Here is a 23,770-nt window from a genome sequence, read left to right on the forward strand (position 1 = left end):
GCCGCTGATTTCCCCCTTATGATTATCCTTTTGTTCCACCTGCTGTCAATCCAGACACGAAGAAGCGCTGGAATGCGAAGAAGAGAAGAACGATTGGAACTGCTGATAATACGGCACCTGCCGCAAATAACGTGAAGTTATTGTCGAACTGCTCCGACACCATGTTGTACAACCCGACCGCAAGTGTCTGTTTCTCAGGAGAACGCAGGACGAGCGATGCTAAAATGAAGTCGTTGAATGGTGCCATGAAGTTGAACAACGCGATGACGGCGACCATCGGTTTTGCGAGCGGTAAGATGATTTGCCAGAAGATTCGTAAGTGACCGGCACCATCCATCCGTGCCGCCTCATCGAGTTCTTTTGGAATCGTATCGAAATATCCTTTTGCAAGATACGTATTCATTGGAATCGCGCCACCCGAGTAGAGTAGGATGAGCGCCAGATGCGTATCAAACAATTCTAACATATTAAGCAAGACATAAATCGCAATAATGGCAACGAATTGCGGTACCATCTGCAACACGAGGAACAAGATTAGTGAATTTTTCCGACCGACGAAGCGATAGCGTGAAAAAATGTATCCTGTTAACGTGATTAGAGCGACGGAGACGACCATCGTGATGACGGCAATCTTGATTGTGTTTAAATACCACATGCCATAATCCGTTTTTGATGGATCAAACAAATCGAAGTAGTGAATCAAAGTCGGATTACTTGGAAAGATATCCGATGTAATACTTTTCCCTGGGTTAAGTGAAGTACCAACAACCCAAAGAAGTGGATAAACGATAATGATGGAGGCGATCGTCAAAATGAGATATGACAACGCCATGTTGATTCGGTTTTGTTTTCTCATATTAGATCATATCCTCATCTTTGAATGATTTTGAACGCTTGAACTGAATGACGGCAATCGTCATGATGAAGAACGACAACACAAGCGTGATCGCTGCTGCAAATCCATACTGCGGGTTCGAGCCAAGCGACAATTTGTAAATCCACGAAATCAAGATATCCGTTCCACCAGCCGATTGACCAGGTACTGCCGGTCCACCGTTGTTGAAGAGATAGATGATATTGAAGTTATTGAAGTTGAACGTATACTGCGTAATCAAGATCGGTGCTGTTGCGAAAAGAATCATCGGCAATGTGATCAAGCGGAATTTCTCGCCTGAAGTGGCACCATCGATTGTTGCTGCTTCATAGAGATCCTCTGGAATCGACTGCAAGATCCCCGTCGTCAGTGTCATGATGTACGGGAAACCTAACCACCACTGAATCCCGATCAAAGCAAGCTTCGTATACGTTGGATCTGTCATCCACTCGATACCATTATCGAGACCAATCGCTGGTAACAATGTCGTATTGAAGACACCGAATGTCTCATTGAACATCGAGCGGAAGATCAAAATCGTGATGAAGGCTGGTACTGCCCATGACAGGATTAAGATGGAACGGAAGAACCGTTTCCCTTTGAGTCCTTTTTGGTTAAGCAAGACTGCAAGTCCGATACCGATCGCGATGACACCTGTCGTCGAAGCAACGGTCCAGACAAGCGTCCAACCAAGAACGCTGACGAACGTGTCACGGAAAATATCAACCGTAAAGATGTTCAAGAAGTTTTGAATCCCGATCCAGTCGACCAGCTTTGCAGGAGGCGAGTTGTTGAACTTATAGTTCGTAAAAGCAATCAAGAAAGTAAAGATTAACGGTAAGACGACCGTGAATACTAAAAGTACTAATGAAGGAATCAACATCGCATACGGGAATCCATTATCGCGGAAGTTCCGTAGTTGCATCTTTAAGGAAGGTACTTCAAGGTTCATGTCACGTAACTTACCGATTCGATACGCATCGATAAAGTTCCAGACGTAAATGGCAATACCAAAGATAAGTAAAATCAAGGCAATGATGCCCTCGACCATTAGAAAGATCGAGTGATCCCCTCTTACGCCTGGTACCTCACCGAGTGTAATCAAGCCCCAGATCGCTCCGCGATCGCCAGGACCATTTCCGGCTCCTTTGAAGAACAGTTCAAAGTTGACGAGAAAATATGATAGTACGACGACGAAAAACGTCGCGCCTTTAAGGAACTGTTTATTGTATAGTTGTCCTACTCCTGGAATGATCGACATCAGCGCCGCAATCGTGCGGTGGTTCGTCTTTTTTTCAGGCGTTGGATTCGTCGGGTGTGGTGTTGCAATCGCAGCCATCGTCCGTTCTCCTTTCCAAAGGTCATGTCTGACCTCAGGCTTCTCTTCCAACCATAAAGATGAGGGGGAATCCAAGATCCCCCTCTCTTTATCTCTTTGTCATGGATTCATGCGTTCCATTTACGCTTATTGATTGTTTGCTTCGATTTGTTGCTTGATTTGTTTGACAGCATCATCAGCTGATTTTTGTGCGTCTTGTTTGTTTGTTGCAACAAGCTGGAGTGCTGCTGCCATTGGCTCCCAAACTTGACCCATCTCAGCGATGTTCGGCATTGGTACACCGTTTTTCGCTTGTGCGAAGACTGCTGCTGCGACTTCGTTATCCTTGATTGCTGCATCTTCTTGAAGAGCAGTGACTGGTGGGATCTCGTTGTATTTTTCGAACATTGTCTTAGCGTTTTCTTCACCAGTAAGTGATGCCAAGAACTTCTCAGCCCACTCTGCATTTTCCGAGTATGCTGAAATCGCGTATGTTTTTACACCAACGAATGTTTTGATCGGCTCACCGTTTGGAAGTTTCGGAAGTTCAGATGCTCCGAGGTTGATACCTTTTTCTTTATATCCTGCAACAGCCCAAGGACCGTTCATAACAGCTGCTGCTTTTTTATCACCGAAGAGTTGGTCCATCGCTTGAGCACCGCCACCACCGATGAGACCTTTCGGGAAGAGACCTTCTTTGTACCATTTTCCGATATAATCCATACCTTCGACAGCACCTTCATTGTTCAAGCCGATATCTGCTGGATCCAATTTGCCACCGTTGTCTTTGAAGACATACCCACCGTATCCACCGATTGGACCGTGTGCGAAGTAGAAGTTATCCCAAAGTGCGAGGAAACCGTACTGACCGTCTTTTTTCTTTTCAGTAGACAGCTTGTATAGGTCATCCATCGAAGTTGGTGCTTCTTTTAATTCATCTTTATTGAAAAGGAGGATTGGTGTTTCAACTGCTTTTGGATATCCGTAGACTTTACCATCAAACGTTACTGCTGACTTCGCTGTATCGATGAATGGCTCAAGTGCTTTTTCACCATCCTTGAGTTCCGCGATCAACCCTTGGTCAACGACTGTACCGATTTGGTCGTGCGGAAGAAGCATGATGTCCGGTCCTTTACCTGCTGGTCCGTCAAGTGCTACTTTCTTTTGCTGATCTGTCATCTTAACTTCTTTAACTTCGACTTTGACGCCTTCTTTTTCTTCGAACGCTTTAGCTGCCGCTTTAGTCGTTTCAGCTTTGTCAGTGTCTTCCCAGATGACGATTTTTGATGGTTTTTTGCTACCTGATTCTGAAGATGATGATTCAGAATCCGATCCACCGCCACAAGCTGCAAGCGCACCGATTGCCATGACAGATACAGAGAGACCTGCTACGAATTTTTTCATTTCCATGATTGAAATTTCCTCCCCAAGTTAACTTATGAATGATAAGTTTTAATGCACAACGTTTGCATAAAGGCACAACCATTTTCTCATGATAACAACCGAGTGGTTGTAAGCGTTTTATGAAAACGTTTGCATCACCTTTACATTTTTATTATACAATCTAAAATCCTTTTGACAAGTCCTTTTATTCAATTATTTTCTTACATTTCAAAAACTTTTTATTTTTGATTTCATTATTTGAATCAAACGCTAAAAAGAATAAGCGAACAAAAAGAAAACGTTTTCATTTTTATTGTTTGCACAACATGATGCAAACGATTGCATCATACTCTCGACTTTTATCAGGAATCCTTGATTTCACGGGATTGGAATTGACTTTAAGAAAGCGCTTTACTATTCTTAGGTCGAAGACATAATCAATACGATGCAAGCGATTGCGTTAAGGAGTGACTGCCATGTTCAAAGAAGCTGTGTTTCACCGTGCGATGTCTCCATTCGTCTATAAGTACGATGAGCGAACAATCCACATCCGTTTACAAACGAAAAAAAATGACGTTGATCGCGTCGATTTGATATGGGGCGACCCATACGATTGGCATACTGAAAACCCGGATGCTGCCGATTGGAACTTCGATCCCTCAAAATCAAACTACTGGAATACATTTGAAACACCGATGAAGCGAAGTGGATCAGATGAATTATACGATTATTGGTTCATCGATGTCGTACCTCCTTTCCGTCGTCTACGATATGGTTTCCGTCTCCATGACGGTTCAACGAGTCATGTATTCACGGAACGTGGATGGTTTGATGAAAAACCGCTCGATGATACAGGCTACTATTTCTGCGTTCCTTTCCTTAATGCAGTCGACGTATTCACTGCACCAGATTGGGTCCAGGATACGGTTTGGTATCAAATCTTCCCAGATCGCTTCGCAAATGGCGATGCGACGAATGATCCAGCTGGTACACTTCCATGGAATAGTACAGCACCAACGACGACGAATCTTTTCGGTGGAGATTTCCAAGGCGTCATCGATCACATCGACTATCTCGTTGAACTTGGTATCACTGGTATTTACTTCTGCCCCATCTTCTTGGCGAAATCGAATCATAAATATGACACAATCGATTACTTAGAAATTGATCCACAGTTCGGTACGAAAGAGAAATTCAAGGAAATGGTCGATTTGTTACACGCACACGGCATTCGTATCATGCTAGATGCCGTATTCAATCATGCCGGCTTCCATCACAAAGCATTCGCTGACATTCGTGAACATGGTAGCCATTCAACTTATAAAGAATGGTTCCATCTGCGTGATTTCCCACTCGTGACCGAGCCGCTACCGAACTACGATACGTTTGCTTTCGTTCCTGAGATGCCGAAATTCAATACCGAGAACGATGAAGTAAAGTCATACTTACTCCATGTCGCCCGCTACTGGGTCGAAGAATTCGGAATCGATGGCTGGCGACTCGATGTCGCCAACGAAGTCGATCACGCATTTTGGCGTGATTTCCGTCAAGTCGTCAAGGAAGTCAATCCTGACGCGTATATCCTTGGTGAAATTTGGCATGACTCACAGGAATGGTTGCTCGGTGACCAGTTTGACGCCGTCATGAACTATCCATTTACGAATGCCGCCTTGAACTTCTTTGCCTTAGATAAGACTAAAGCAACTTCGTATGCGAACGATATGTCGCATGTATTGTTCTCAAACACGATGAATGTCAATGAAGTGACCTTTAATTTGATCGGTTCACACGATACACCACGTGCGTTGACGCGCGCTGGCAATAACAAACAGAAGCTTCGCCTTCTCTTGTTATCGATGTTGACGTTCTCAGGTAGTCCCGTCATCTATTATGGTGATGAAATCGGTCTCGATGGCGATCAAGATCCAGGCTGCCGAAAATGCATGCCGTGGGATCCAGAGGAGCAGGATCAGGAGTTATTCGCCTATACGCGACACTTGTTACAGCTTCGAAAGCAGCATAAGACGCTTGCGAACAAAGGACATATCTCTTTCGTTCATGCGAATGATGAGACGAATACAATCATCATGCGTCGCATGAGCCCGGAAGGATTATATTATATCTACTTCAACAATTCAGATGCTCCCGTTTCGTTGACCGCTCCACAAGCTGGTCGGGGGCTTGATTTATTGACGAACACGCACCAGCAGACACTTGATGTCTCTCTCCCTGCGTATTCTGGAACGATCGTTCAAGTCTTATAACCATTTAAAAGCCTGTACACTCACCTTCTGAAAAAGAAGTTTTGTGTCCAGGCTTTTTTCTGTATCCGTTCTCCAGGAGAGAAACAAGTTAATGAATGCCATCGAATTAGGGTATAGGGTACAGAAAGGAGGACATCCTCCATGGAAATTTTCTTTTACGCCGGTCTCATCCTCATCGGCTTGTTTACGATCAGTTACTTGAGTGAACGATTCCACGTCCCGAGTATTCTAGCCTTCATCTTGATCGGAATCGTCCTTGGATTTTATTACGACCCTCCCGAAGAGCTGAAACTCGGGGGAGAAGCGGGCATCATCGTCCTGTTCTTTTTACTCGGTCTAAAATTTTCAGTGGCGGACTTGCTGATTCAGCTCCGTTCCATTTGGAAAGCGGGAGTCATCGATATTCTACTTTCGTTTGGTGGGACTATCCTGTTGACCCTATCGTTTGGCTTTTCAGTCGCCGAATCGTTTTTGATTGGCTGTGTCTTATATGCGACGAGTTCTTCGATTTCTGCTCGGCTGCTCGATCGGGAACCGGATAAACATCAGGATGTGAATCGCTTCGTGCTGTCCTTACTCGTTTTCGAAGATTTGATGGCACCAATCCTACTGACGACGGCCCCGTTCGTTTTAGGGACTGAGACATTCTCGGTTGCCAAAATCAGCATCATCTTTCTCGGGTTCGCCTTCTTATTCATTGCTTTAATCATCATGACGTTATTCATCCGAAGACGGAAACGTCTCGTCGATTCACTCTACCGTCATCCTGATGCCGGCATCGGAATCATCGGGTTAATCTTGTTATTTTCCGGTATCGGTATCTTATTCGGATTGTCAGAAGTACTTGGCGCCTTCATCATCGGTATTCTGTTAACCGAACTGGATGAGACGCGTTATCTTAGACGACTAGTCACGCCGTTCCAAGACTTATTATTACCATTGTTCTTTATCACGTTCGGAATGTCATTCGAGTTGACTGACGGATTACCGATTGATCTATTTTTCTTCGCTCTTGTCATTTGGGGAGTCGTCTCTAAATTCTTAGTCGGTTACCTCGGCGGAAGGTCCTTTGGTTTATCGAATTATCATGCGATCGAATCTGGCTTTTGTCTGGGTCCACGTGGTGAATTTTCGATACTTTTCATCACGCTCGCTAGTGGTGCATTCGTGACGTTGACCGGGATATACATTTTTGTTTCTGCTTTTCTCGGAATTCTACTATTCCGTATCTCTACAGGATTGACGAACCGTACACATGCGACCGCAAGAAAAATCAAAAAGAAATTGAATTAAAAAGACGTCGGCGCATCGTGCGTTTCCGACGTCTTTCTTCTATAAAGTATGCTCGATTCATCGTCCGACAAAAACAGGGCGTTTTTTTTCGATGAAGGATTCAACAGCATGGCGATGGTCTTCCGTTTTTCCAGCACGTGACTGATAGATGATTTCTTGAGCAAGCATTTCCTCCAAGTTATTTTCATAACTCGCTGCTTGCAGCTGCTTAATGTACCCGATCACTTTTGTCGGACGATCTGCCAGCTGACGAGCAAACGCTGTGACCTCTTCTACAAATTTCTCTGATTCGATACTTCGTGTTGCTAGGTTGAGCGAAACGGCTTCTTCTGCTGAAATCGTGTCACCGAGTAACGCAAGCTCCGTTGCTTTTGCCGCACCGATTAGCCGGGGTAAGAAATACGGCGCTCCTGCATCCGGGACAAGACCGATATTGATGAATCCGAGCGACAATTTCGCTTCAGCGTGGACGAGCCGGAAATCGCAGGCGAGCGTTAGTGACAAACCGGCACCTGCCGCTACACCATTGATGGCAGCGATCGTCGGTTTTTTCGATTTAGCGAGTGCCCGAACGACAGGATGATAATACTGTTGTAGATATTCACCATGATCGAGCTCAGGCGAGACGGTTTTCAAATCTTGTCCTGCACAAAAACCACGTCCTTCACCAGTCAAGACGATGACACGTACTTCCTCATCCTGATTCGCTTCTTCTAGAGCGTCTGCCAACTCCTCTAGTAAATTCGACGTTAATGCATTCAGTTGTTTGGGTCGAGCTAGCGTTAGCGTTGCGATTTGATCCTTGACGACATAATGCATTTCTCGTTTCATCGGATTCCCCTACCTTTAAAAAATGAATGATTGTTCATTATGATGTATTCGTGATATTTTATGAAAATCCTTTTAAATCTCTTTTTTTTCGATGAAAGACAAAAAACCCTCTTTCATTATGAAAATCGAAGGCGTATAGTTTCAAAAAGATAAAGAAACACTATTCGTTTTATGAAACAAAGGGGATTTATTTATGAAAACAGTCAAGCAACCAAGCTTATTCCACATTACGTGGCCATTATTCATCGAGATTGCCTTGCACATGAGCCTTGGGATCATTGCAACGTTGATTTTAAGTTATTACTCAGATAGCGCCGCTGCAGCAGTCGGTGTATCCAATCAAATTTTGAACATCTTCATTATTCTCTTTAACATCACCTCGGTCGGTGCAACGATCATCATTGGTCAGTACCTCGGTGCAAGAAAGACGCAAAACGCTCGTCAAACGGCTCGTTCTGCTTTTGCGATTAACTTGTATACCGGTCTCATCGTTTCTTTGACCGTCGTGTTGTTCGGAAGACAACTCCTTGGATTTTTCTCGTTAGAAGGAGAGACGCTCGTCTATGGCGAAACGTTCATTAAGATCGTTGGTCTGTTCCTTTTCTTAGAAGCCATCTCATTGACACTGGGTGCGATTCTCCGGAGTCATGGATTCACTAAAAATGCTATGTACGTCACGCTACTCATGAATTTCGTTAGTGCTTTTGGTAACGTCATCGCTGTTCTTGGACTCTTCGGCATTCCCGTTCTCGGTGTTGCTGGTGTCGCTTGGTCGATCGTCATCGCCCGAACAATCGCTGTCCTTGTGTTGTTCTTTGTCGTTTACCGCAAACTTTCTTTACGTTTTACAGTAAAAGACTTGATTCATTTTAATCGTGAGGATGTGAAACGAATCATGAACATCGGAATCCCATCTGCTGGTGAAGGGATCTCATATCAATTCTCACAACTCATCATCACAGGATTCATCGCAACAATTGGTGAAGCAGCATTGTCTGCTCGTGTCTATGTATCAAACATCACGATGCTTTGTTTCCTATTTACGCTTGCCATCGCTCAAGGAACGCAGTTACTCGTCGCACGCCAAGTTGGTGCTCAACAATTTGAACAAGCATATGGACGTGCTGTGAAAACATTGAAGATTGCTGTTTTCGCAAGCTTCATCTCAGCTGTCGCTCTTGCTTCATTCGGTTCATCGATTCTATCAGTGTTCACATCGAGTCCTGAAATCATTGCAATCGGTATCCCACTACTCTGGGCAAGCGTCATTCTTGAACCAGGTCGCGCGATGAACATCGTGCTCATGGGAACTCTTAAATCGGCAGGAGATGTTCGTTTCCCTGTCGCCATCGGTATTCTATCGATGTGGGGAATCGCGGTCGTCCTCAGTTATACACTTGGTCTTGGTTTCGGTCTCGGTTTACTTGGAATCTGGATTGCCTTCTCTGCTGACGAATGGTTCCGTGGCATTTTCGCCATGAAACGTTGGCACGGACGGAAATGGGTCCAATACTCACTCGTCAAAGGAGAAACACATGAGCAAAACGAACGTCGAGAGGCTTCTGAAGCAGTCTAAGATTGACTTCGAATCCCTCACTTATCCTGTTGATCTTGATGATTTATCTGCTGAAGCCGTCGCTAGAAAGATTAATTACCCCCTTTCGACCATTTTTAAAACCCTTGTTTTGAAAATGGTCGAAAATAAATATGTCTTCGTCGTCATTTCGGGGGAAGAAGAACTCTCTCTAAAGGCAGCGGCTAAAGCATTGCATTCGAAAAAAGTCGCGCTTGTTCCGATGAAGGAGTTAGAAGACCTGACTGGCTATATTCGAGGTGGTGTCTCTGCCATCGGTGCTAAGAAGAATTTTCCGGTTCTCTTATCGGATCGTGCTATCCATGAACCATTCATCATCATATCCGCTGGAAAACGTGGACATCAAGTTCGGTTGAATCCTCATGATTTTTTATCTTTCACTCAGGGGATTCTCTTTACGAACGGCTGAATTCCATCTCCTAATTATGGTATGATGAGTAGTATCGATGAAGTGGCAGGAGGAATCATTTTGTGGAAAGATCGTGTTCGTAATTCAATACCCAACCTATTTACGTTCGGAAATCTGTATTGTGGTTTTTTAGCCATAGTCATGGCAGCAAAAGGTGATTTTCAAAATGCCACCTTACTAATCGTCATCGCGATGATGCTTGATAGTCTGGACGGACGCCTTGCTCGGATGCTTGGTGTAGCAGGCGACTTCGGAAAAGAACTGGACTCATTAGCAGATATCGTGACATTCGGTGTCGCACCTGCAATGATGGCCTACTATACGTATTTCTATGAATTCGGAGAAGTTGGTTTACTAATCTCTGCTCTGTTCCCGTTGTTTGGCGCATTTCGTCTTGCTCGTTTTAATTTATCGGCAACGAATGTGGCATCTGCTTATTTTTCAGGTGTACCGATTACAGCGGCAGGTGGTATTTTGGCCGTCGTCACGTTGTTTAGCGGACGAATGAACGACTTGATGGTCCCACTCGTTTTTACAGGTCTTGCCTTCTTGATGGTCAGTCGTGTCAAGATTCCAAGTTTTAAAGACATTCCCGTTCCGCGCCATACGTTCGTCATCACCTTTACGTTGCTATACGTGACGTATGTCATGATTGCGCGTAGCAATGAGTGGTCTACGTTTTGGTTCGTTGCTGTTCCGTTGTATATCGCGTTTCTCCTTTTCTCGTTCATCAAAAAGAAGAAGCAAAAACAACATTCAAACGGATGATGATAGGAAGTGGTTCGGTTTCTCTTACGAGAAGCCGGACCACTTTTTTTATAAGACCGCTTCTCCCTCGCTCGTTTTCAAGATATATGGGTATACTTATGACAGAAGCTATTTTGGAAATGGAGGAATGTCACGCATGGAGCAGTTTCATAAACGTCTTTGGATTTTCTTTTCGATTTGGTTCACCATCGGCTTGATCTTAGTCGGTTTTTCGTTACTTCCCCCTTGGCTCGAGTGGGCCAATGCCGTCTTTTTATTCGCTTCCGGCTTATACGCAGCTCTCTATTTTTGGCATGTCTTACCGAAGGGGCGTCTTGTCATCCCCTTTATCTTCTTTGGTTCGATCATCATTGAGTCGATTGGGGTCCATACCGGTTGGCCGTTTGGAACATATCGTTACGAGTCGGATTTCGGTGTCCAATTATTAGGTGTGCCGATTACGATCGGGGCTGCATGGCTATCGGTCATGGGGGCGAGTCTCGCTTTCTCCCGTTTGTTCTCGTTTCGCTATAGTACATTGATTCTCGTTCCATTGTTTGCCGTCTGGCTCGATTTAGCAATTGATCCTGTTGCTGCTAACGTGAAATCGTATTGGCTTTGGCAAGACGGTGGCTGGTATTACGATATTCCGACACAGAATTTCTTCGGGTGGTATGGAACGGCGCTCGTCTTTTCCTTTTTCATCAATCGATATCAAGTCAAGGCGACGGATGCCGCACTCGAACAAAACAATCAGTATCTCTTTTTGATGTTGCACACTTTATTCGGTGTAACAGCAGGAGTTGCTGGTCTCTATGGCGTCACTTTGGTCAGCTTAAGTGCATTCATCGTCTATTTCATTGTGAAACGAGGGGTTATCGTTGAAAGAAGCAAACAAAAGCAAATTAGCTGAATCCGTATTTCATACGTATGTCGATCATGCTTTGATCCGACGTCATTTCCACCGTGTCTTATATCGAGCAGACGATCTACCTGTCCCTGGTCTCATGCTTGCTACACACAGCTCTTGGTGGGACGGTATGATTCTTTTTCATTTGGATCAGACCTGTTTCCATCACGACCCCTATGTCATGATTGATCAAGCAGGGCTTGCTCGTTTCCCGTTCTTCTCCCGTCTCGGAGCTTTCTCTGTTGACCGGACATCATTCGCTGATATCAAGACAAGCCTTCATTATGCAAAAGAACGACTTCAAAATGGCAGCAGCGTCTGGGTGTTTCCTCAAGGCGAGGAACGTCATCAAGAGGACCGTCCGCTTCGCTTAGCAAGTGGTGCCACACATTTGACGCGTCATACGGATCACGTGTCTCTCGTCGCCTTTTATTATTCATATGGTCATGAACAGCAACCGGACGTCTATATCCGGACGCGTCGCTTTCGTCCATTACCTAACGAACGGTCAAGTGCTCAGGCAAAACGACTGACGGTAGAACTAACTGCTTTATACGACGACATTCGAGCAGATGCAATTGCGGAACGTGTTGATTTGTATCGCTGTATCTCTACCCGAAGGGAACCACTTCCTGCACGAACGGAGCGCTGGTTACGGGCCCTTCGGTCATGAGTTGGTTCTTTCTCTTCTTCGCTCTAGCTGTCTGTCTCTATACATGGATTAATTTAGCTTTTCTACCACGATTAACGGCTCCCGTTCAACCAGATAGTCTAGCAATTTGCATCCCTTTACGTAATGAGGAGCGTAATGTACGAAAATTATTAGACGCATTAGAACCCGCTCTGACACCAGGGATGCACGTTTACTTATATGAAGACCGCTCGACCGATCGGACGCGCGAGTTATTGCTCGATCGAATCGGTCAAGACGACCGTTTTACAGTGATTGATGGTCTTCCCTTACCAGCTGGCTGGGCAGGAAAGGTCCATGCGTGTCATCAACTCGCGAAACGAACGACAGAGGACTATCTGTTATTTCTCGATGCTGATGTGACACTGACACCTGATGCGATTTGTCGCTTATACGGAACGTTACGAACAGAACGAGCTGTTTTCCTTTCCGGTTTCCCGTCCTTTCCTGTACCGACGTTTCTAGGGAAGTGTTTGATTCCGATGCAACATGTTCTTATCGCGCAGCATCTTCCGATTCCGTTTCGCAAGGTGAAACATCCAGCGTTTGCTGCAGCCAACGGCATGGTCGTTCTCGTCGAACGACACGCGTATGACCAAGTCGGTGGACATGAAAGCATCCAATCGGCTCTCGTTGACGATTTAGAACTTTGTCGTACATTTAAACGACACGGGTTGACGACGACGCTCGTCGAAGTCGCCCCAGCAGTCTCTTGCGATATGTACGCCACGAACGAAGAAGTCTGGCAAGGTTTTCTAAAGAATGTCTTTCGTGGGATGAACGATTCTTATATCGTCGGATCATACTTTCTACTCTTTTACTTGGTTCAAGCAAGTGTCCTACCTTATCTCATCCTCCACCCATCCTGGCAGATGGGTGGCGCACTGATTCTTCTTTATTTAGCACGATTCCGGATCGATCGTGCGGCACGAATCCGACATGTTTGGTGGCTCCATCCACTGGCGGTATTCCTTTATGTCATCTTGCTAGCAAGTGCGATGATTCGAAGCTTTAGGAAACGGGAAATCACATGGAAGGGTAGGACCTATTCATAAGGAGGAATCAGTATCATGAAACATATAGCTGTCATCGGAGCCGGTCTTGGTGGACTCAGCGCTGCTATCTCATTAGCAGCAAAAGGATTTCGCGTCACGGTCATCGAGCGCAATACACATATCGGTGGCAAAATGATGCCGATCGTCACAGAAGGACATCGCTTCGATTTTGGTCCGAATACGATCACGATGCCGGAAGTTTTTCAGTCTGTCATTCTTGAATCCGGTGCGGATCCCGATGAGTACTTTACATTCACGAAACTTGAACGTCATACGGTCAATCATTTTTCCGACGGAAGAACATTAACATTTTCGTCTGGACGCGAAGCGATGCGGACAGAAGTAGATCGTTTCACGAACGGTCAGTTGGCGAAGAACGATATTACAGGTTACCAAGAAGAAGTGGCGAAGTTGCATACGATCGCAAAACAACAATTCTTTACGAATATTGATTCGTATATCCGCCCCTCCCTCTGGCGAGACATGTTGAAAGTGCATCCCTTTCAAAACCTTCATGGGTTGCATAAGCACTACTTTAAGGATAAAGGGCTGATTCAGGCACTCGATCGTTATGCGACGTATATCGGGAGTAGTCCGTATCAAACACCCGCTACCTTCAGTCTAATCGCTCATTTAGAACTAAATGACGGCGTCTACTTCACGAATGGCGGTAATACAGCAATCGCAGAAGGGTTCGCGCGACGCGCAAAAGAACTAGGTGTCGTCTTCCGTCTTGGCGATGAGGTGACACAGATCGAAGTCGTCAATGGACAAGCGACGGAAATCGAATTGAATCACTTAGAATATCTACCGGTTGACTTCGTCGTCATGAATGGTGATTTGTTGACACAATATCCACGTCTGATCTCAGAAACGGCACGACCTGATTTTAAAAATCCAACACCTGCTCAAGTCGAACCGTCGATTTCTGCCTACGTTCGTTGTATCGGTCTCTCACGTCGCATTGAAGGACTGGCTCATCATAACGTCTTCTTCTCTTCAGATTACGAAGCTGAGTTCAAGGCACTCTTTGATGAAAAGCGTTACGCTGAGGAGCCGACGATCTATATCTCGAATTCTTCCGTCACAGCACCAGAAATGGGACAAGCGGGTGATAACTTATTCGTGCTCGTCAATGCACCTGCAACGGATACTGGACATGCGATTGATTTTGATACGTATGATCAACTGATCAATCAACGATTGCAGTCCTTTGGGATTGATATTTCATCTGATGTCGTCTTCGAGCAACGGGTCACGCCACAGGATATCGAACAAACCTTCTTTGCCTATCACGGCTCATTGTATGGCTTGTCATCCAATGGCATCCGGTCGTCTTTCCTCCGTCCGAGCAACCGTTCAAAGAATGTTCACAATTTGTTTTTTGCTGGTGGATCAACGCATCCTGGTGGTGGTAGTCCAATGGTGACGCTTTCAGGAAAACTAGCAAGTGAACGAATCGTCTCTGCTGTCGCCGCTACCCTGTGAACGTTATGTGAATTGCATATCAATCACTTGTACGGACAACTAAGATTTGATACGATTACTTCGAGTTCAAGAGGTAGTGATTGACCCCACATCCTCAATCAAGCGCAAGGTGACTTCCCCGAGTCAAGAGCGTTGAAGAACTTACTTTTTCTAACCAGCGAAATCAAATGGGACCCACCCATTTCATCACGTGACTCATCGTGTGTCCATTCGCATGACTTACGACGTTCCCCCTTAGATCGTCTCATCCGAATGGTCCACAGATAGCTCGATAAAGAAAAGACCATCCCCGTGGTCGAAACAGACCTATCTCGTAGTCCAGATGTTCGCTCTGGTGTAGAAGTAATCTGAGACTCCCCGGTCTCAGACCATAGAAAAAAGACCTTGGTCCCCGCCAAGGTCTTTTTTCTATGGTCATGTATTAAATCGTAGCAAGTAACTTCATTTTTTGCCAACGGCTGACGTACGCCCGTTTTGTAAAGACGTCATAGTGATTATCCCGCGCTGCATCGAGTATACCACGGTACAGGAAGGCAGCAGCCTTCAGAGCACGCCGACTCTCTCGTGGATACCGTTCAAACGATGGAATCGCTGCGTCATACAGATGCTCTGCTCGAAGTGCAACCTCTTCCCAGAGACCGATAAAGTCTCCTGAAGGACGACCAGCGAGTAACGATTCTGCTGTGACACCATACGTTTCCATCCAAGAATGTGGTAAGTAGATACGACCACGCTTGGCATCTTCACCAACATCTCGTAAAATATTCGTTAATTGCATCGCGATTCCAAGATCAATAGCAGACTTACGGAGATCAGGCTGTTGCGGTGCAAGGATGGGCAACAACATCAAACCGACAGTACTCGCTACGTAGTAGCTGTATTGCTCTGTCTCTTCAAGCGTCTGATAACGATTTTTCTCGATATCCCAACGCATCCCTTCCGCGAGCTCAAGAAATGGTGTCTCATCCATTTCATAACGTTCAAATACGTCTGCCAACGCAATCCATAACGGTTTGTCTAGTACTTCGCCATCACGGAACCGTTTGAATTCATTCAAGAAAGCTAGTAAACTCTCTTTCGGCGTATCCGACTCATCGACGGTATCATCGAGGAACCGGCAAAATGTATAGATGGCATAAACAGCTTGTCGATCTGCTTTTGGTAAGAGTGAAAAGGCTTTATAGAACGTCTTAGATCCGGACTGAATGACTTCCTCACATTTGATATACGCGTTCTGGATCGTCACTGAATTCATGTTTCCACCCCATCTCTTGTTCCATTCGGTTTACGAGTATCGTTGCGCCCATCATGACGACTGGTACTCCTCCACACGGATGCACCGATGCACCGACAGCATATAATCGATCGATATCCGGATACGGTTTTGCCTGTGTCTTTAAGGCAGCCGATTGGCGAATCGTCGGCGCAATCCCAAAACTACCTCCCTGATATAATCCAAAGGCCTGTGCATCATTCGGTGTACGAATCTTCATTTCTTGTATCTTTTCCCGGAATCCCGGATGATGATGCTCGATTTTTTCAAGTACGGTCTCAATGAAGTCTACTTTTTCATAATCTTCTACACCATAGCCACGCGGAGAAGGAATTAATGAATAGACGACGCTATCGTCCGTTCCTGTTAAACTACGGTCAATCCGACTCGGATGGAACAGATAGACTGCCGGATGTTCAGGTAATCGTCCTTTTTTAAAGATATTCGTCATGAGCGGTTCCAAGTCGTTTGGCATCAAAAAGCGATGCACCGGTAAATCGACTTTCCCTTTCATCTTGAAATATAGCAATAGCGTACCGCCTGAAGGTGTATAGGTCTTAGGCTGTTTACCTTCTACAAGGCGTTCCATCAATGGAAACTCTCCATTTAGTACGATTTGATCGAATGCTTCCTGTGTGTCATCTTGTAAGACGATTTCCTTTGCCTGTCCTTGGTCGACGACGATTCGTTCAACGGGTGCCTCGAAGACGAATCGGACACCACGTTCGACTAATGTGTCGTACATGCGTTCAGCAAGCGAGAAATAGCCACCTTTTACATACCAGACACCTTCTGCTTGTTCCCGGTACGGAATCAAACCGTAAATCGACGGTGTCGTATAAGGGTTTCCGCCGATATAAAATGTTGGGAAACTGTATGCCATGCGTAAATATTTACTCTTGAAGTATCGCTTCAAATGGTCATGTGCAGTCTCTAGAGCATGCATCTGTAATAATGGACGCATCATGTCTGGGTGCAACAACTCCGTCTTCCGACGATAACCACGTTCTAAAAATTTCGATACACTCGTCTCATAATCCTTTTCTTTTTGATGCATGAATTCATAAAATCCACGACCTTCACCGAATTGACGTTCGATCGCGATCGCTTGATCCACGACATCGGCTACTTTCGTGACGACGGTACCATCGTCGAAGTGAAGGTCATACAATGGATCGACCCGTTCAAGTTCTACTCCCGTCACGCCGGCTTCTGCTAACTGCTCTTTTAACTTGCCTGGCATCAGAACGATCGTCGGACCTTCATCGATGCGGCCACCCGATTCAAAATCGACGGATCGTAATCGACCACCGACATGCGCTTCTTTTTCAAAAATCGTAATCTCGACTCCAGGATGTCTTGCTGTCAGCAAAAGCGCTGCATGCAGTGTACCGACACCGGCTCCTACGAATCCTATCTTCATGTCCGCACCCCTTCTTTTTTGAGCACGAGTTCTGCCGTAATACGCGCGGATTCGAAAATCGTCGGTAATCCGCTACCCGGATGTGTGCCACCTCCGACGAGATACAGATGATCGAGCTCTTCAAATTGATTATGCGGGCGGAAGTACATCATCTGTGTCAACTGATGACCGAGATTGAACGTCGCGCCTTGATGGATCCCCATCGCTTCCCAGTCGTCTGGCGTGAACATCTCTTCGACTTCGATTGCCGCCTCAATCCCTTTATACGGTGAACGCGTTTCAAGAGCGTCCAGAACACGACGACGTAGTTTCGGTCCTTCGATCGACCAATCAAGTTCAGAGTAATTGTTCGGCACTGGCACTAGGACATACATAGCAGACTTGCCTTCAGGTGCTAGCGTTGGATCAATCACGGATGGATTTTGGACATAGAACGAAAAGTCATCCGATAATTCTAAAGTCTGCGTCATCTCGCGAACGTTTTTCTCATAATCCTCTGCAAAGTAAATCGTATGGTGTGGTGCATCGAACGTCTGGTTGACACCAAGATATAACATGAACGTCGAACACGAGAATTTTTTACGGTCAATTTTTGGTCGGGACCATTTTTTCAGAACCCCTTCCGGCACCAGATGATTCATCGCATGCGCAAAATCAGCACCGATGATGACTTCATCGAATAACTCATGTTGACCTGACTCGAGGATGACTCCTTCGACAGCTTTTCCGTTTAAGATCAATTGTTCGATGCCCGCACCTAACTGTACGGTTCCGCCTAGCTCTTCGATCGCACGTTGCATTGCAAGCGGTACTTGATGCATTCCACCAATCGGATGATGGACACCGTAAGCATGTTCCATGTAAGACAAGATCGAAAAACCACCTGGACATTCCCAAGCTGACATGCCTAAGTATTTCGCTTGGAATGTAAAAGAATACTTCAATTCTTCGCTCGTGAAGTAGTCGGATAAAACATCATAAAGCGATCGTCCGAGCGATAGGCGCGGAAGTGCCGTTAAGACACGCGGTGATAAGTAATCCGTCAGCCGATCGTGACGTGTCTGTAAGATTGGCATGAGTTTTCCAAGCTTAAGTGCTTGCTCTGCCATGAATCGATCGTACCCTTCCCCGTTTCCAGGAAATTGTCGTTCGATTGCCTCTTTCATCCGGTCCCGATCCGTCGTCATCGTAAACTCCTCTGTTCCGCCTTTGAAATAGAGTGTATACATCGGATCAAGCGCCTTTAAATCTAAATAATCTTCTAATCGTAAACCGGCTTCGTGAAAAACGTTTTCTAAAATATGCGGCATATTAAGGAATGTTGGTCCTCGATCGAACGTATAGTCACCTAGCTTGACGGCAGAAGTTCGTCCACCGACTTGCGTTTGTTTTTCGTAAACGGTGACGTCTACTCCTTTTCCTGCTAATAACAAGGCACATGCAAGTCCCCCAGGTCCTGCTCCAATCACTGCTACGCGTCGCTTCACCCAAATCTCTCCTTTTTATCTCTCATCGTTTCAACTATTATACTAAGCACATAGTAAAAGCAACAAATTTGAACTGTCTTCCAACTGTAAAAACGCCAGACTTCGCTTAGGAAGTGGCGTTTGCAGTGACGATATACCAGGCACCTTCTTTTAAGAATGGTGTGATCGAAATGTTTTCAAACCCAGCTTTCGTTAGACCTTCTTTCAATTCTTCCTTACTTGGTAATGGATACAGATTCTCATGCAACGTCATGAAGGCATTGAATGCTGCTGAGAAAGGTGCACCATGTGAACTGTCACGTAATGGTGTGACGAGAATGACTGTTCCATCATCCTTGACGAAACGACGAACTCCTTTTAATAGTGCAAGGCGTTCCGGTTGCGGGAAGTAATACAAAATATTATTCATCATGACACCGTCATATGTCTCTTTGACATCAAACGTTTTGATGTCTCCAACGACAAAATCAATCTCTCCGCTCGTATCTCGTCGTTTTGCTTCTGCGATGACGGATTCTTCAATATCGATTCCGGCGAGTCGTAAGTCCGGCAATGCCTCATGGATTTTACGGAGATACCCACCATAAGCACAACCAATATCAAGAAGTGAGGTCAGATTACGACTCCGAATGATATGGCGTACTGCTGGGAAAGCAACAGTCTCAACGAGAGCTGAAGTTTCAGCCACGATGTCTCCATGTTCCTCTCCATTAAAGGTCTTTTGTTGACCCTCTTCTAAAAATTGAGGATAAGAGAATAGTGCTGGCAAGTGCAGCTCCATCATTTCCGATAACATGAATCCGATACTCCGATCGTCTGATTGAGAGAGTTCCGGAAGAACATGGCGAGTCGCTGTATAGCGTAAATCTTTTTTCTTCAAGTGACCGACTGCGACGCCGACTTCGAACCAGCGGGATAACGCTTCCTGTGTCAGCGGACGCTGCATCCGTAGCTGTGCCTCTGCTTGTGTTGCTCCTGTTTGAAGAGCATCGAATAATCCATATTTATAACCGATATACCCATGCCAAAGTGGTAACACCGGTTCTGCGCGTTTCATCCATTTTCGTGCCCGGAAAACTTTCGTCCATTCCTTCAACTGTGCCACAAGCGTTCCCCTCTCTACTGTGTAATACATCCCTTTTCCCAAATAACAACCACTTGTAAACAAAAATTACTAACGAACATGACAAAAAGAGCCCTTTTCAACCTATGAGGTCGAAAAGGACTCTTTGATCCCGCATGAACTTAGAAGAATTTCATACCGTATGGGAGTGAATAGCCTAGGAATACTGTCACAAGGACAAGCACGATGAATCCGATGACGAAACCGGAATAAGCTTTTCCTTTTTTAAGTCGAACAAGTGTCAACTCTCCGAAGATGAGCGACAATAAGCCGAGTGTAATCTTCGCATGGTAGAGTGGGTCTGGATTTTCAGACATCCCCATGATTTTGATGTACAGATAAAGACCTGTCGCGAATGTCAATAAAAGCAACAGACGGAACGCCATATGAATCCCTTTTGCAGCTTTTTTGTTGTTCTTGTACATCGAAAAAGCGACGAAGAACGTAACCAATAAAAGTACCCAAAGTAAGACGTGTGTGTGAACGAATGCTGTGATTGGCATTTCATTTCCTCCTTTCTTTTCCTATTTCATCGTATCTGATTTCAGGACGAACACCTAGTGTTATTTTGTTGATATATGGTTTTTTCAGGAGATTGTCACATGTGTAGACTGGACAAGTGGAAATTTGACGGTAAAAAGACTACCTTCCTTCACGACTGACTCGACATGAATTTCTCCACCATGACCCGTGACGATTTCCTTACATATAGCTAGTCCTAAACCAGTCCCACCAATTTTTCGACTATCCGAGTTATCGACGCGATAGAACTTTTCGAATAGACGACTCAGCGATTGTTCTGGAATCCCGATTCCCTCATCTCGAACTTGAAGAATGACTTGATCAAGTGATGTCGTGAGTACGACATCGATCGCACCACCAGATGGTGAATATTTCACCGCATTATTCAATAAATTATTGAGCAACTGTCTGATTTTTTCTTCGTCTGCTTCAATGACAGGCAACTGATTTCCCTCGTGACGGAACGTAATCCGATGAGCCTGTGTCGAAGCCGCATAAAATTGTGTCGTTTCTTCAGCAATCGTATAGATGTTCACGGATGCTTTTTTATACGATTGTGTGCCCGACTCCATGCGCTGGACATCTAAGAAATCATTGACGAGATTCGCAAGACGTTCCGTTTCGGAATGGATCGTCCGCAAATATCGATCTTGGCGCGACTCTTCGATGTCTCGGTTGAGCATGAGTTCTGTAAATCCGTAAATCGAAGAGAGTGGCGTCCGAAGTTCATGAGAGACGGTTGAAACGAGTTCTGATTTCAAACGATCCATTTCAGTCTCTTTCGTTACATCACGCATGACGAGCATCGTTCCTTTATGTACGTGATGGATATGGATCACCTCGACATAAAATTGAATGAATACCGTTTCGTTTCGAATCGAGAACTGTAAACTATCGGTCGGTAATTCTCCACGCAGAACTGAATCAACATAACGGCTAAAGACTTCTGGTTCGTCGACGACGGATCGAATGACTTCTAAGCACGTTTGCAATGTCTCCTGTTCAGTCTGAACACCATAACGTAATTCCGGGAATAAATCGTATAATGGTCGATTGACGAAGACCTCTTCTTTACCCGGTTCAAGATAGATGACGGCCTCTCGAATCGAATCGAGAATCCGCTCCGTCTTCGTTTTCTCTTTCGTCATCTCGTCAAACAACCGCATCCGTAAAAGCGATAGCGATAATTGACGGGAGAAGGACATGACATCACGCATCTGTTCGTTCGTAAACTGATCGCGATAACGGACAAGGTAGATATACGCGATGATGTCACCAGACGTCGGTTCAAGAATCGGTACAGCTGTTTCGTACATATAGTACGGGTACGGCAGTGGATGATTGCTTGCGACTTGTTTAGAAGAATGAACAGGTGACTTTAGTGACTCAGCTCGTTTTAAGAGAGACGCATCGTTTTGAAGCAGCTGTTCTGCCAATTCATCCGTCATTCCATACGTAACGACAGAATAACTATCTTCTTCATCAACAAATACTAATGCACCAATCTCAGAATCTGTGATCGTGACGAGCTTCTCAATGATTTCTGGATAAGCAGTCAACGACTCACGTGCCGCGAGCGTTTCTGTCAAATCATTCCGATACTGCAAATGTTGCTCATTCCGCATCGTCAGCTCTAATGCTTCTTCGAGTTCTTCTTGCTGTGCTTGCAATTCTTCCTGCTGTGCTTGTAATTCTTCCTGTTGCGCCTGTAATTCTTCATTTTTCGCTAATAAATGCTGCTTGTTCTCGGAAATCGAACTTGCCATCTGATTGAAGGATAACGCCAGGATTCCGATTTCATCTTTACGATTCGGTACTTTGACGCTCGAGACATCTTCACCGTTCGCAAGCCGTTGACTGTTCTTGACGAGAGATAATAATTCCATCGTGATGCGGCGGATAAACGGATAAATAAAGAAAATCAAGACGGCAAGTAAGACGACGATATTCGCTAACCAAATCAGCTGTGTCGTCCGGATCTCCCGTTCCAGTTGGTCGCTCGTCCGTTGTGCCCAATCCTCTAAAAATTCGCGATAACCGCCGAGTGCTAGCTCGCTCTTATTGATTTCCGAGAGTACATCAATGTTTCCTTGAGCATCTAATTGAATCTTACCTTCAGCTAATAATTGCTGACCAAGTGGCAGTTCAGCAAGTGTTGTTCCTTTTAAGAAGGATTCCGTGACATCTCCAGATTCTTTCGCTTGGACATAGGATTGAATAAGCGGCAAAATCGCATCGAAATAATAACCATACAATTCTCTCGAGGACTGGGCGAATGCCTTTCCTTGATCATAAATCGCATTTTTTTCGAACCATTCTGTCTGCTGATCAATCTTATCTTGTTGAGCCATGACTTGATTGTATAGATCACCATTCCCCATCAAGGCATAACCGCGCATGTTGAACTGGACATCCTGCCACTCTTCCCATAAAGCACCCGCACGTGCACTCCGGTCACGGATATCTTCTAATTTCGCCCGAGTCGCCTGCAGTTTTGTATCGGTATAGTTGTAGACGATCAATGATGAAATCATCAATGTAGCTAATACGACATAAAAGGAGGCCATGAGTTGGCGCCCGATTTTTCGATTAATCCACTTGGTGATCACTCAGTATTCCTCCCACGACATCAATCAGTTCTAACGGACTAAAGGGCTTCGAGAAAAAGTAATTCGCTCCGATTTCTTCTGCTCGTTCGCGGTCTGATTGTTGACTTTTAGCCGTCAACATCATGATTTTTAAGTGTTGCTTATCTGGATGTTGTCGGACTTTCTCGATGACTTCAATCCCTGTCATTCCAGGCATCATGTAATCGAGTAAAACGAGATCATACTCAGCGTTCATGATTTTTTGATACGCTTCGTCACCGTCCGTCGCTTCGTCGATCGTATATCCTTCATCTTCTAGTGTATCGAGTACTAACATTCGTAAGACATCTTCGTCTTCTGCTAATAAAATACGTGCCATCTATTAAAACCTCCCAAAATTATCCATCACCAAAGTAACATATCTTCTTTATTTTACACAGTTCTTTCACAATAAGAAACGGAAATTACTTTAGAAACTGATTTTCCCTCCTTATTCC

The 23,770-nt window shown here is 45.1% G+C and carries 20 protein-coding genes; 9 read left to right on the forward strand and 11 right to left on the reverse strand.

The window, feature by feature from the left end; genetic code table 11:
* Positions 1–22: 22 nt before the first annotated feature.
* The 3 genes from KNQ06_RS10960 to KNQ06_RS10970 form a co-directional block, all read right to left on the reverse strand.
* Complete coding sequence (locus tag KNQ06_RS10960) at positions 23–856, reverse strand: sugar ABC transporter permease (RefSeq protein WP_050677686.1); 834 nt, start codon at positions 854–856, stop codon at positions 23–25.
* A gap of 1 nt (position 857) precedes the next feature.
* Complete coding sequence (locus KNQ06_RS10965; RefSeq protein ID WP_133207934.1) at positions 858–2,213, reverse strand: carbohydrate ABC transporter permease; 1,356 nt, start codon at positions 2,211–2,213, stop codon at positions 858–860.
* Between the two features lie 126 nt (positions 2,214–2,339).
* Positions 2,340–3,596, reverse strand: a complete 1,257-nt coding sequence (locus tag KNQ06_RS10970; RefSeq protein WP_214805653.1) for an extracellular solute-binding protein — start codon at positions 3,594–3,596, stop codon at positions 2,340–2,342.
* A gap of 455 nt (positions 3,597–4,051) precedes the next feature.
* Between KNQ06_RS10970 and KNQ06_RS10975 the strand changes: the two genes are divergently transcribed.
* Together KNQ06_RS10975 and KNQ06_RS10980 are read left to right on the forward strand one after the other, a co-directional pair.
* Positions 4,052–5,839 (forward strand): glycoside hydrolase family 13 protein, encoded by a 1,788-nt coding sequence (locus tag KNQ06_RS10975; RefSeq protein ID WP_215148195.1) that lies wholly within the window; start codon positions 4,052–4,054, stop codon positions 5,837–5,839.
* Positions 5,840–5,980: 141 nt separating this feature from the next.
* Positions 5,981–7,132, forward strand: a complete 1,152-nt coding sequence (locus KNQ06_RS10980; protein WP_215148197.1) for a cation:proton antiporter — start codon at positions 5,981–5,983, stop codon at positions 7,130–7,132.
* 57 nt (positions 7,133–7,189) lie between these two features.
* On the opposite strand, the gene KNQ06_RS10985 is transcribed toward KNQ06_RS10980, so the two are convergent.
* Positions 7,190–7,963 (reverse strand): enoyl-CoA hydratase/isomerase family protein, encoded by a 774-nt coding sequence (locus tag KNQ06_RS10985; RefSeq protein ID WP_035398437.1) that lies wholly within the window; start codon positions 7,961–7,963, stop codon positions 7,190–7,192.
* 193 nt (positions 7,964–8,156) lie between these two features.
* Here KNQ06_RS10985 and KNQ06_RS10990 point away from each other — a divergent pair, with 193 nt between their 5' ends.
* From KNQ06_RS10990 to KNQ06_RS11020, 7 genes are all read left to right on the forward strand, one after another.
* Positions 8,157–9,539, forward strand: a complete 1,383-nt coding sequence (locus KNQ06_RS10990; protein ID WP_058265055.1) for an MATE family efflux transporter — start codon at positions 8,157–8,159, stop codon at positions 9,537–9,539.
* Complete coding sequence (gene ybaK / locus KNQ06_RS10995; protein ID WP_064300355.1) at positions 9,499–9,966, forward strand: Cys-tRNA(Pro) deacylase; 468 nt, start codon at positions 9,499–9,501, stop codon at positions 9,964–9,966. The genes KNQ06_RS10990 and ybaK overlap by 41 nt, the downstream gene beginning before the upstream one ends.
* A gap of 21 nt (positions 9,967–9,987) precedes the next feature.
* Entirely contained in the window at positions 9,988–10,734 is a 747-nt protein-coding gene (gene pssA / locus KNQ06_RS11000; RefSeq protein WP_174316042.1) for a CDP-diacylglycerol--serine O-phosphatidyltransferase, read from the forward strand.
* Between the two features lie 136 nt (positions 10,735–10,870).
* The gene (locus tag KNQ06_RS11005; protein ID WP_023467400.1) at positions 10,871–11,626 is read left to right on the forward strand and encodes a carotenoid biosynthesis protein; all 756 of its coding nucleotides are present in this window, start codon (positions 10,871–10,873) and stop codon (positions 11,624–11,626) included.
* Positions 11,595–12,296 carry a lysophospholipid acyltransferase family protein gene (locus KNQ06_RS11010; RefSeq protein WP_251133515.1) on the forward strand — a complete coding sequence of 234 codons (702 nt, stop codon included), beginning with the start codon at positions 11,595–11,597 and terminating at the stop codon, positions 12,294–12,296. The genes KNQ06_RS11005 and KNQ06_RS11010 overlap by 32 nt, the downstream gene beginning before the upstream one ends.
* Positions 12,293–13,369 (forward strand): glycosyltransferase family 2 protein, encoded by a 1,077-nt coding sequence (locus KNQ06_RS11015; protein WP_214724387.1) that lies wholly within the window; start codon positions 12,293–12,295, stop codon positions 13,367–13,369. Before KNQ06_RS11010 ends, KNQ06_RS11015 begins: the two co-directional genes overlap by 4 nt.
* 15 nt (positions 13,370–13,384) lie before the next feature.
* Positions 13,385–14,857 (forward strand): phytoene desaturase family protein, encoded by a 1,473-nt coding sequence (locus tag KNQ06_RS11020; RefSeq protein ID WP_215148199.1) that lies wholly within the window; start codon positions 13,385–13,387, stop codon positions 14,855–14,857.
* Between the two features lie 421 nt (positions 14,858–15,278).
* Here KNQ06_RS11020 and KNQ06_RS11025 read toward each other — a convergent pair whose 3' ends face one another.
* The 7 genes from KNQ06_RS11025 to KNQ06_RS11055 all read right to left on the reverse strand — a co-directional run bounded on the left by KNQ06_RS11025 (position 15,279) and on the right by KNQ06_RS11055 (position 23,652).
* Positions 15,279–16,112 carry a phytoene/squalene synthase family protein gene (locus KNQ06_RS11025; protein ID WP_055966987.1) on the reverse strand — a complete coding sequence of 278 codons (834 nt, stop codon included), beginning with the start codon at positions 16,110–16,112 and terminating at the stop codon, positions 15,279–15,281.
* Complete coding sequence (locus KNQ06_RS11030; protein WP_215148201.1) at positions 16,072–17,553, reverse strand: phytoene desaturase family protein; 1,482 nt, start codon at positions 17,551–17,553, stop codon at positions 16,072–16,074. Before KNQ06_RS11030 ends, KNQ06_RS11025 begins: the two co-directional genes overlap by 41 nt.
* Positions 17,550–19,040: a phytoene desaturase family protein gene (locus tag KNQ06_RS11035; RefSeq protein ID WP_214804363.1), complete on the reverse strand. Its 1,491-nt coding sequence runs from the start codon at positions 19,038–19,040 to the stop codon at positions 17,550–17,552. The genes KNQ06_RS11030 and KNQ06_RS11035 overlap by 4 nt, the downstream gene beginning before the upstream one ends.
* A 106-nt stretch (positions 19,041–19,146) precedes the next feature.
* Positions 19,147–20,145 (reverse strand): class I SAM-dependent methyltransferase, encoded by a 999-nt coding sequence (locus KNQ06_RS11040; protein WP_214768946.1) that lies wholly within the window; start codon positions 20,143–20,145, stop codon positions 19,147–19,149.
* A gap of 140 nt (positions 20,146–20,285) precedes the next feature.
* The gene (locus KNQ06_RS11045; protein ID WP_023467392.1) at positions 20,286–20,666 is read right to left on the reverse strand and encodes a DUF1516 family protein; all 381 of its coding nucleotides are present in this window, start codon (positions 20,664–20,666) and stop codon (positions 20,286–20,288) included.
* An 84-nt stretch (positions 20,667–20,750) separates the two neighbouring features.
* Positions 20,751–23,294 carry an ATP-binding protein gene (locus tag KNQ06_RS11050; RefSeq protein WP_214768944.1) on the reverse strand — a complete coding sequence of 848 codons (2,544 nt, stop codon included), beginning with the start codon at positions 23,292–23,294 and terminating at the stop codon, positions 20,751–20,753.
* Entirely contained in the window at positions 23,275–23,652 is a 378-nt protein-coding gene (locus KNQ06_RS11055) for a response regulator (RefSeq protein ID WP_023467390.1), read from the reverse strand. Before KNQ06_RS11055 ends, KNQ06_RS11050 begins: the two co-directional genes overlap by 20 nt.
* Positions 23,653–23,770: the final 118 nt, after the last annotated feature.

The organism is Exiguobacterium sp. s91, from assembly GCF_018618915.1.
GTDB classification, from domain to species: Bacteria; Bacillota; Bacilli; order Exiguobacteriales; family Exiguobacteriaceae; genus Exiguobacterium_A; species Exiguobacterium_A abrahamii.

Bases quoted from the DNA above. Each gene is read 5' to 3' on its own strand.
- KNQ06_RS10960 (WP_050677686.1), bottom strand. From the start codon at position 856: ATGAGAAAACAAAACCGAATCAACATGGCGTTGTCATATCTCATTTTG.
- KNQ06_RS10965 (WP_133207934.1), bottom strand. From the start codon at position 2,213: ATGGCTGCGATTGCAACACCACACCCGACGAATCCAACGCCTGAAAAA.
- KNQ06_RS10970 (WP_214805653.1), bottom strand. From the start codon at position 3,596: ATGAAAAAATTCGTAGCAGGTCTCTCTGTATCTGTCATGGCAATCGGT.
- KNQ06_RS10975 (WP_215148195.1), top strand. From the start codon at position 4,052: ATGTTCAAAGAAGCTGTGTTTCACCGTGCGATGTCTCCATTCGTCTAT.
- KNQ06_RS10980 (WP_215148197.1), top strand. From the start codon at position 5,981: ATGGAAATTTTCTTTTACGCCGGTCTCATCCTCATCGGCTTGTTTACG.
- KNQ06_RS10985 (WP_035398437.1), bottom strand. From the start codon at position 7,963: ATGAAACGAGAAATGCATTATGTCGTCAAGGATCAAATCGCAACGCTA.
- KNQ06_RS10990 (WP_058265055.1), top strand. From the start codon at position 8,157: ATGAAAACAGTCAAGCAACCAAGCTTATTCCACATTACGTGGCCATTA.
- ybaK (WP_064300355.1), top strand. From the start codon at position 9,499: ATGAGCAAAACGAACGTCGAGAGGCTTCTGAAGCAGTCTAAGATTGAC.
- pssA (WP_174316042.1), top strand. From the start codon at position 9,988: ATGATGAGTAGTATCGATGAAGTGGCAGGAGGAATCATTTTGTGGAAA.
- KNQ06_RS11005 (WP_023467400.1), top strand. From the start codon at position 10,871: ATGGAGCAGTTTCATAAACGTCTTTGGATTTTCTTTTCGATTTGGTTC.
- KNQ06_RS11015 (WP_214724387.1), top strand. From the start codon at position 12,293: ATGAGTTGGTTCTTTCTCTTCTTCGCTCTAGCTGTCTGTCTCTATACA.
- KNQ06_RS11020 (WP_215148199.1), top strand. From the start codon at position 13,385: ATGAAACATATAGCTGTCATCGGAGCCGGTCTTGGTGGACTCAGCGCT.
- KNQ06_RS11025 (WP_055966987.1), bottom strand. From the start codon at position 16,112: ATGAATTCAGTGACGATCCAGAACGCGTATATCAAATGTGAGGAAGTC.
- KNQ06_RS11030 (WP_215148201.1), bottom strand. From the start codon at position 17,553: ATGAAGATAGGATTCGTAGGAGCCGGTGTCGGTACACTGCATGCAGCG.
- KNQ06_RS11045 (WP_023467392.1), bottom strand. From the start codon at position 20,666: ATGCCAATCACAGCATTCGTTCACACACACGTCTTACTTTGGGTACTT.
- KNQ06_RS11055 (WP_023467390.1), bottom strand. From the start codon at position 23,652: ATGGCACGTATTTTATTAGCAGAAGACGAAGATGTCTTACGAATGTTA.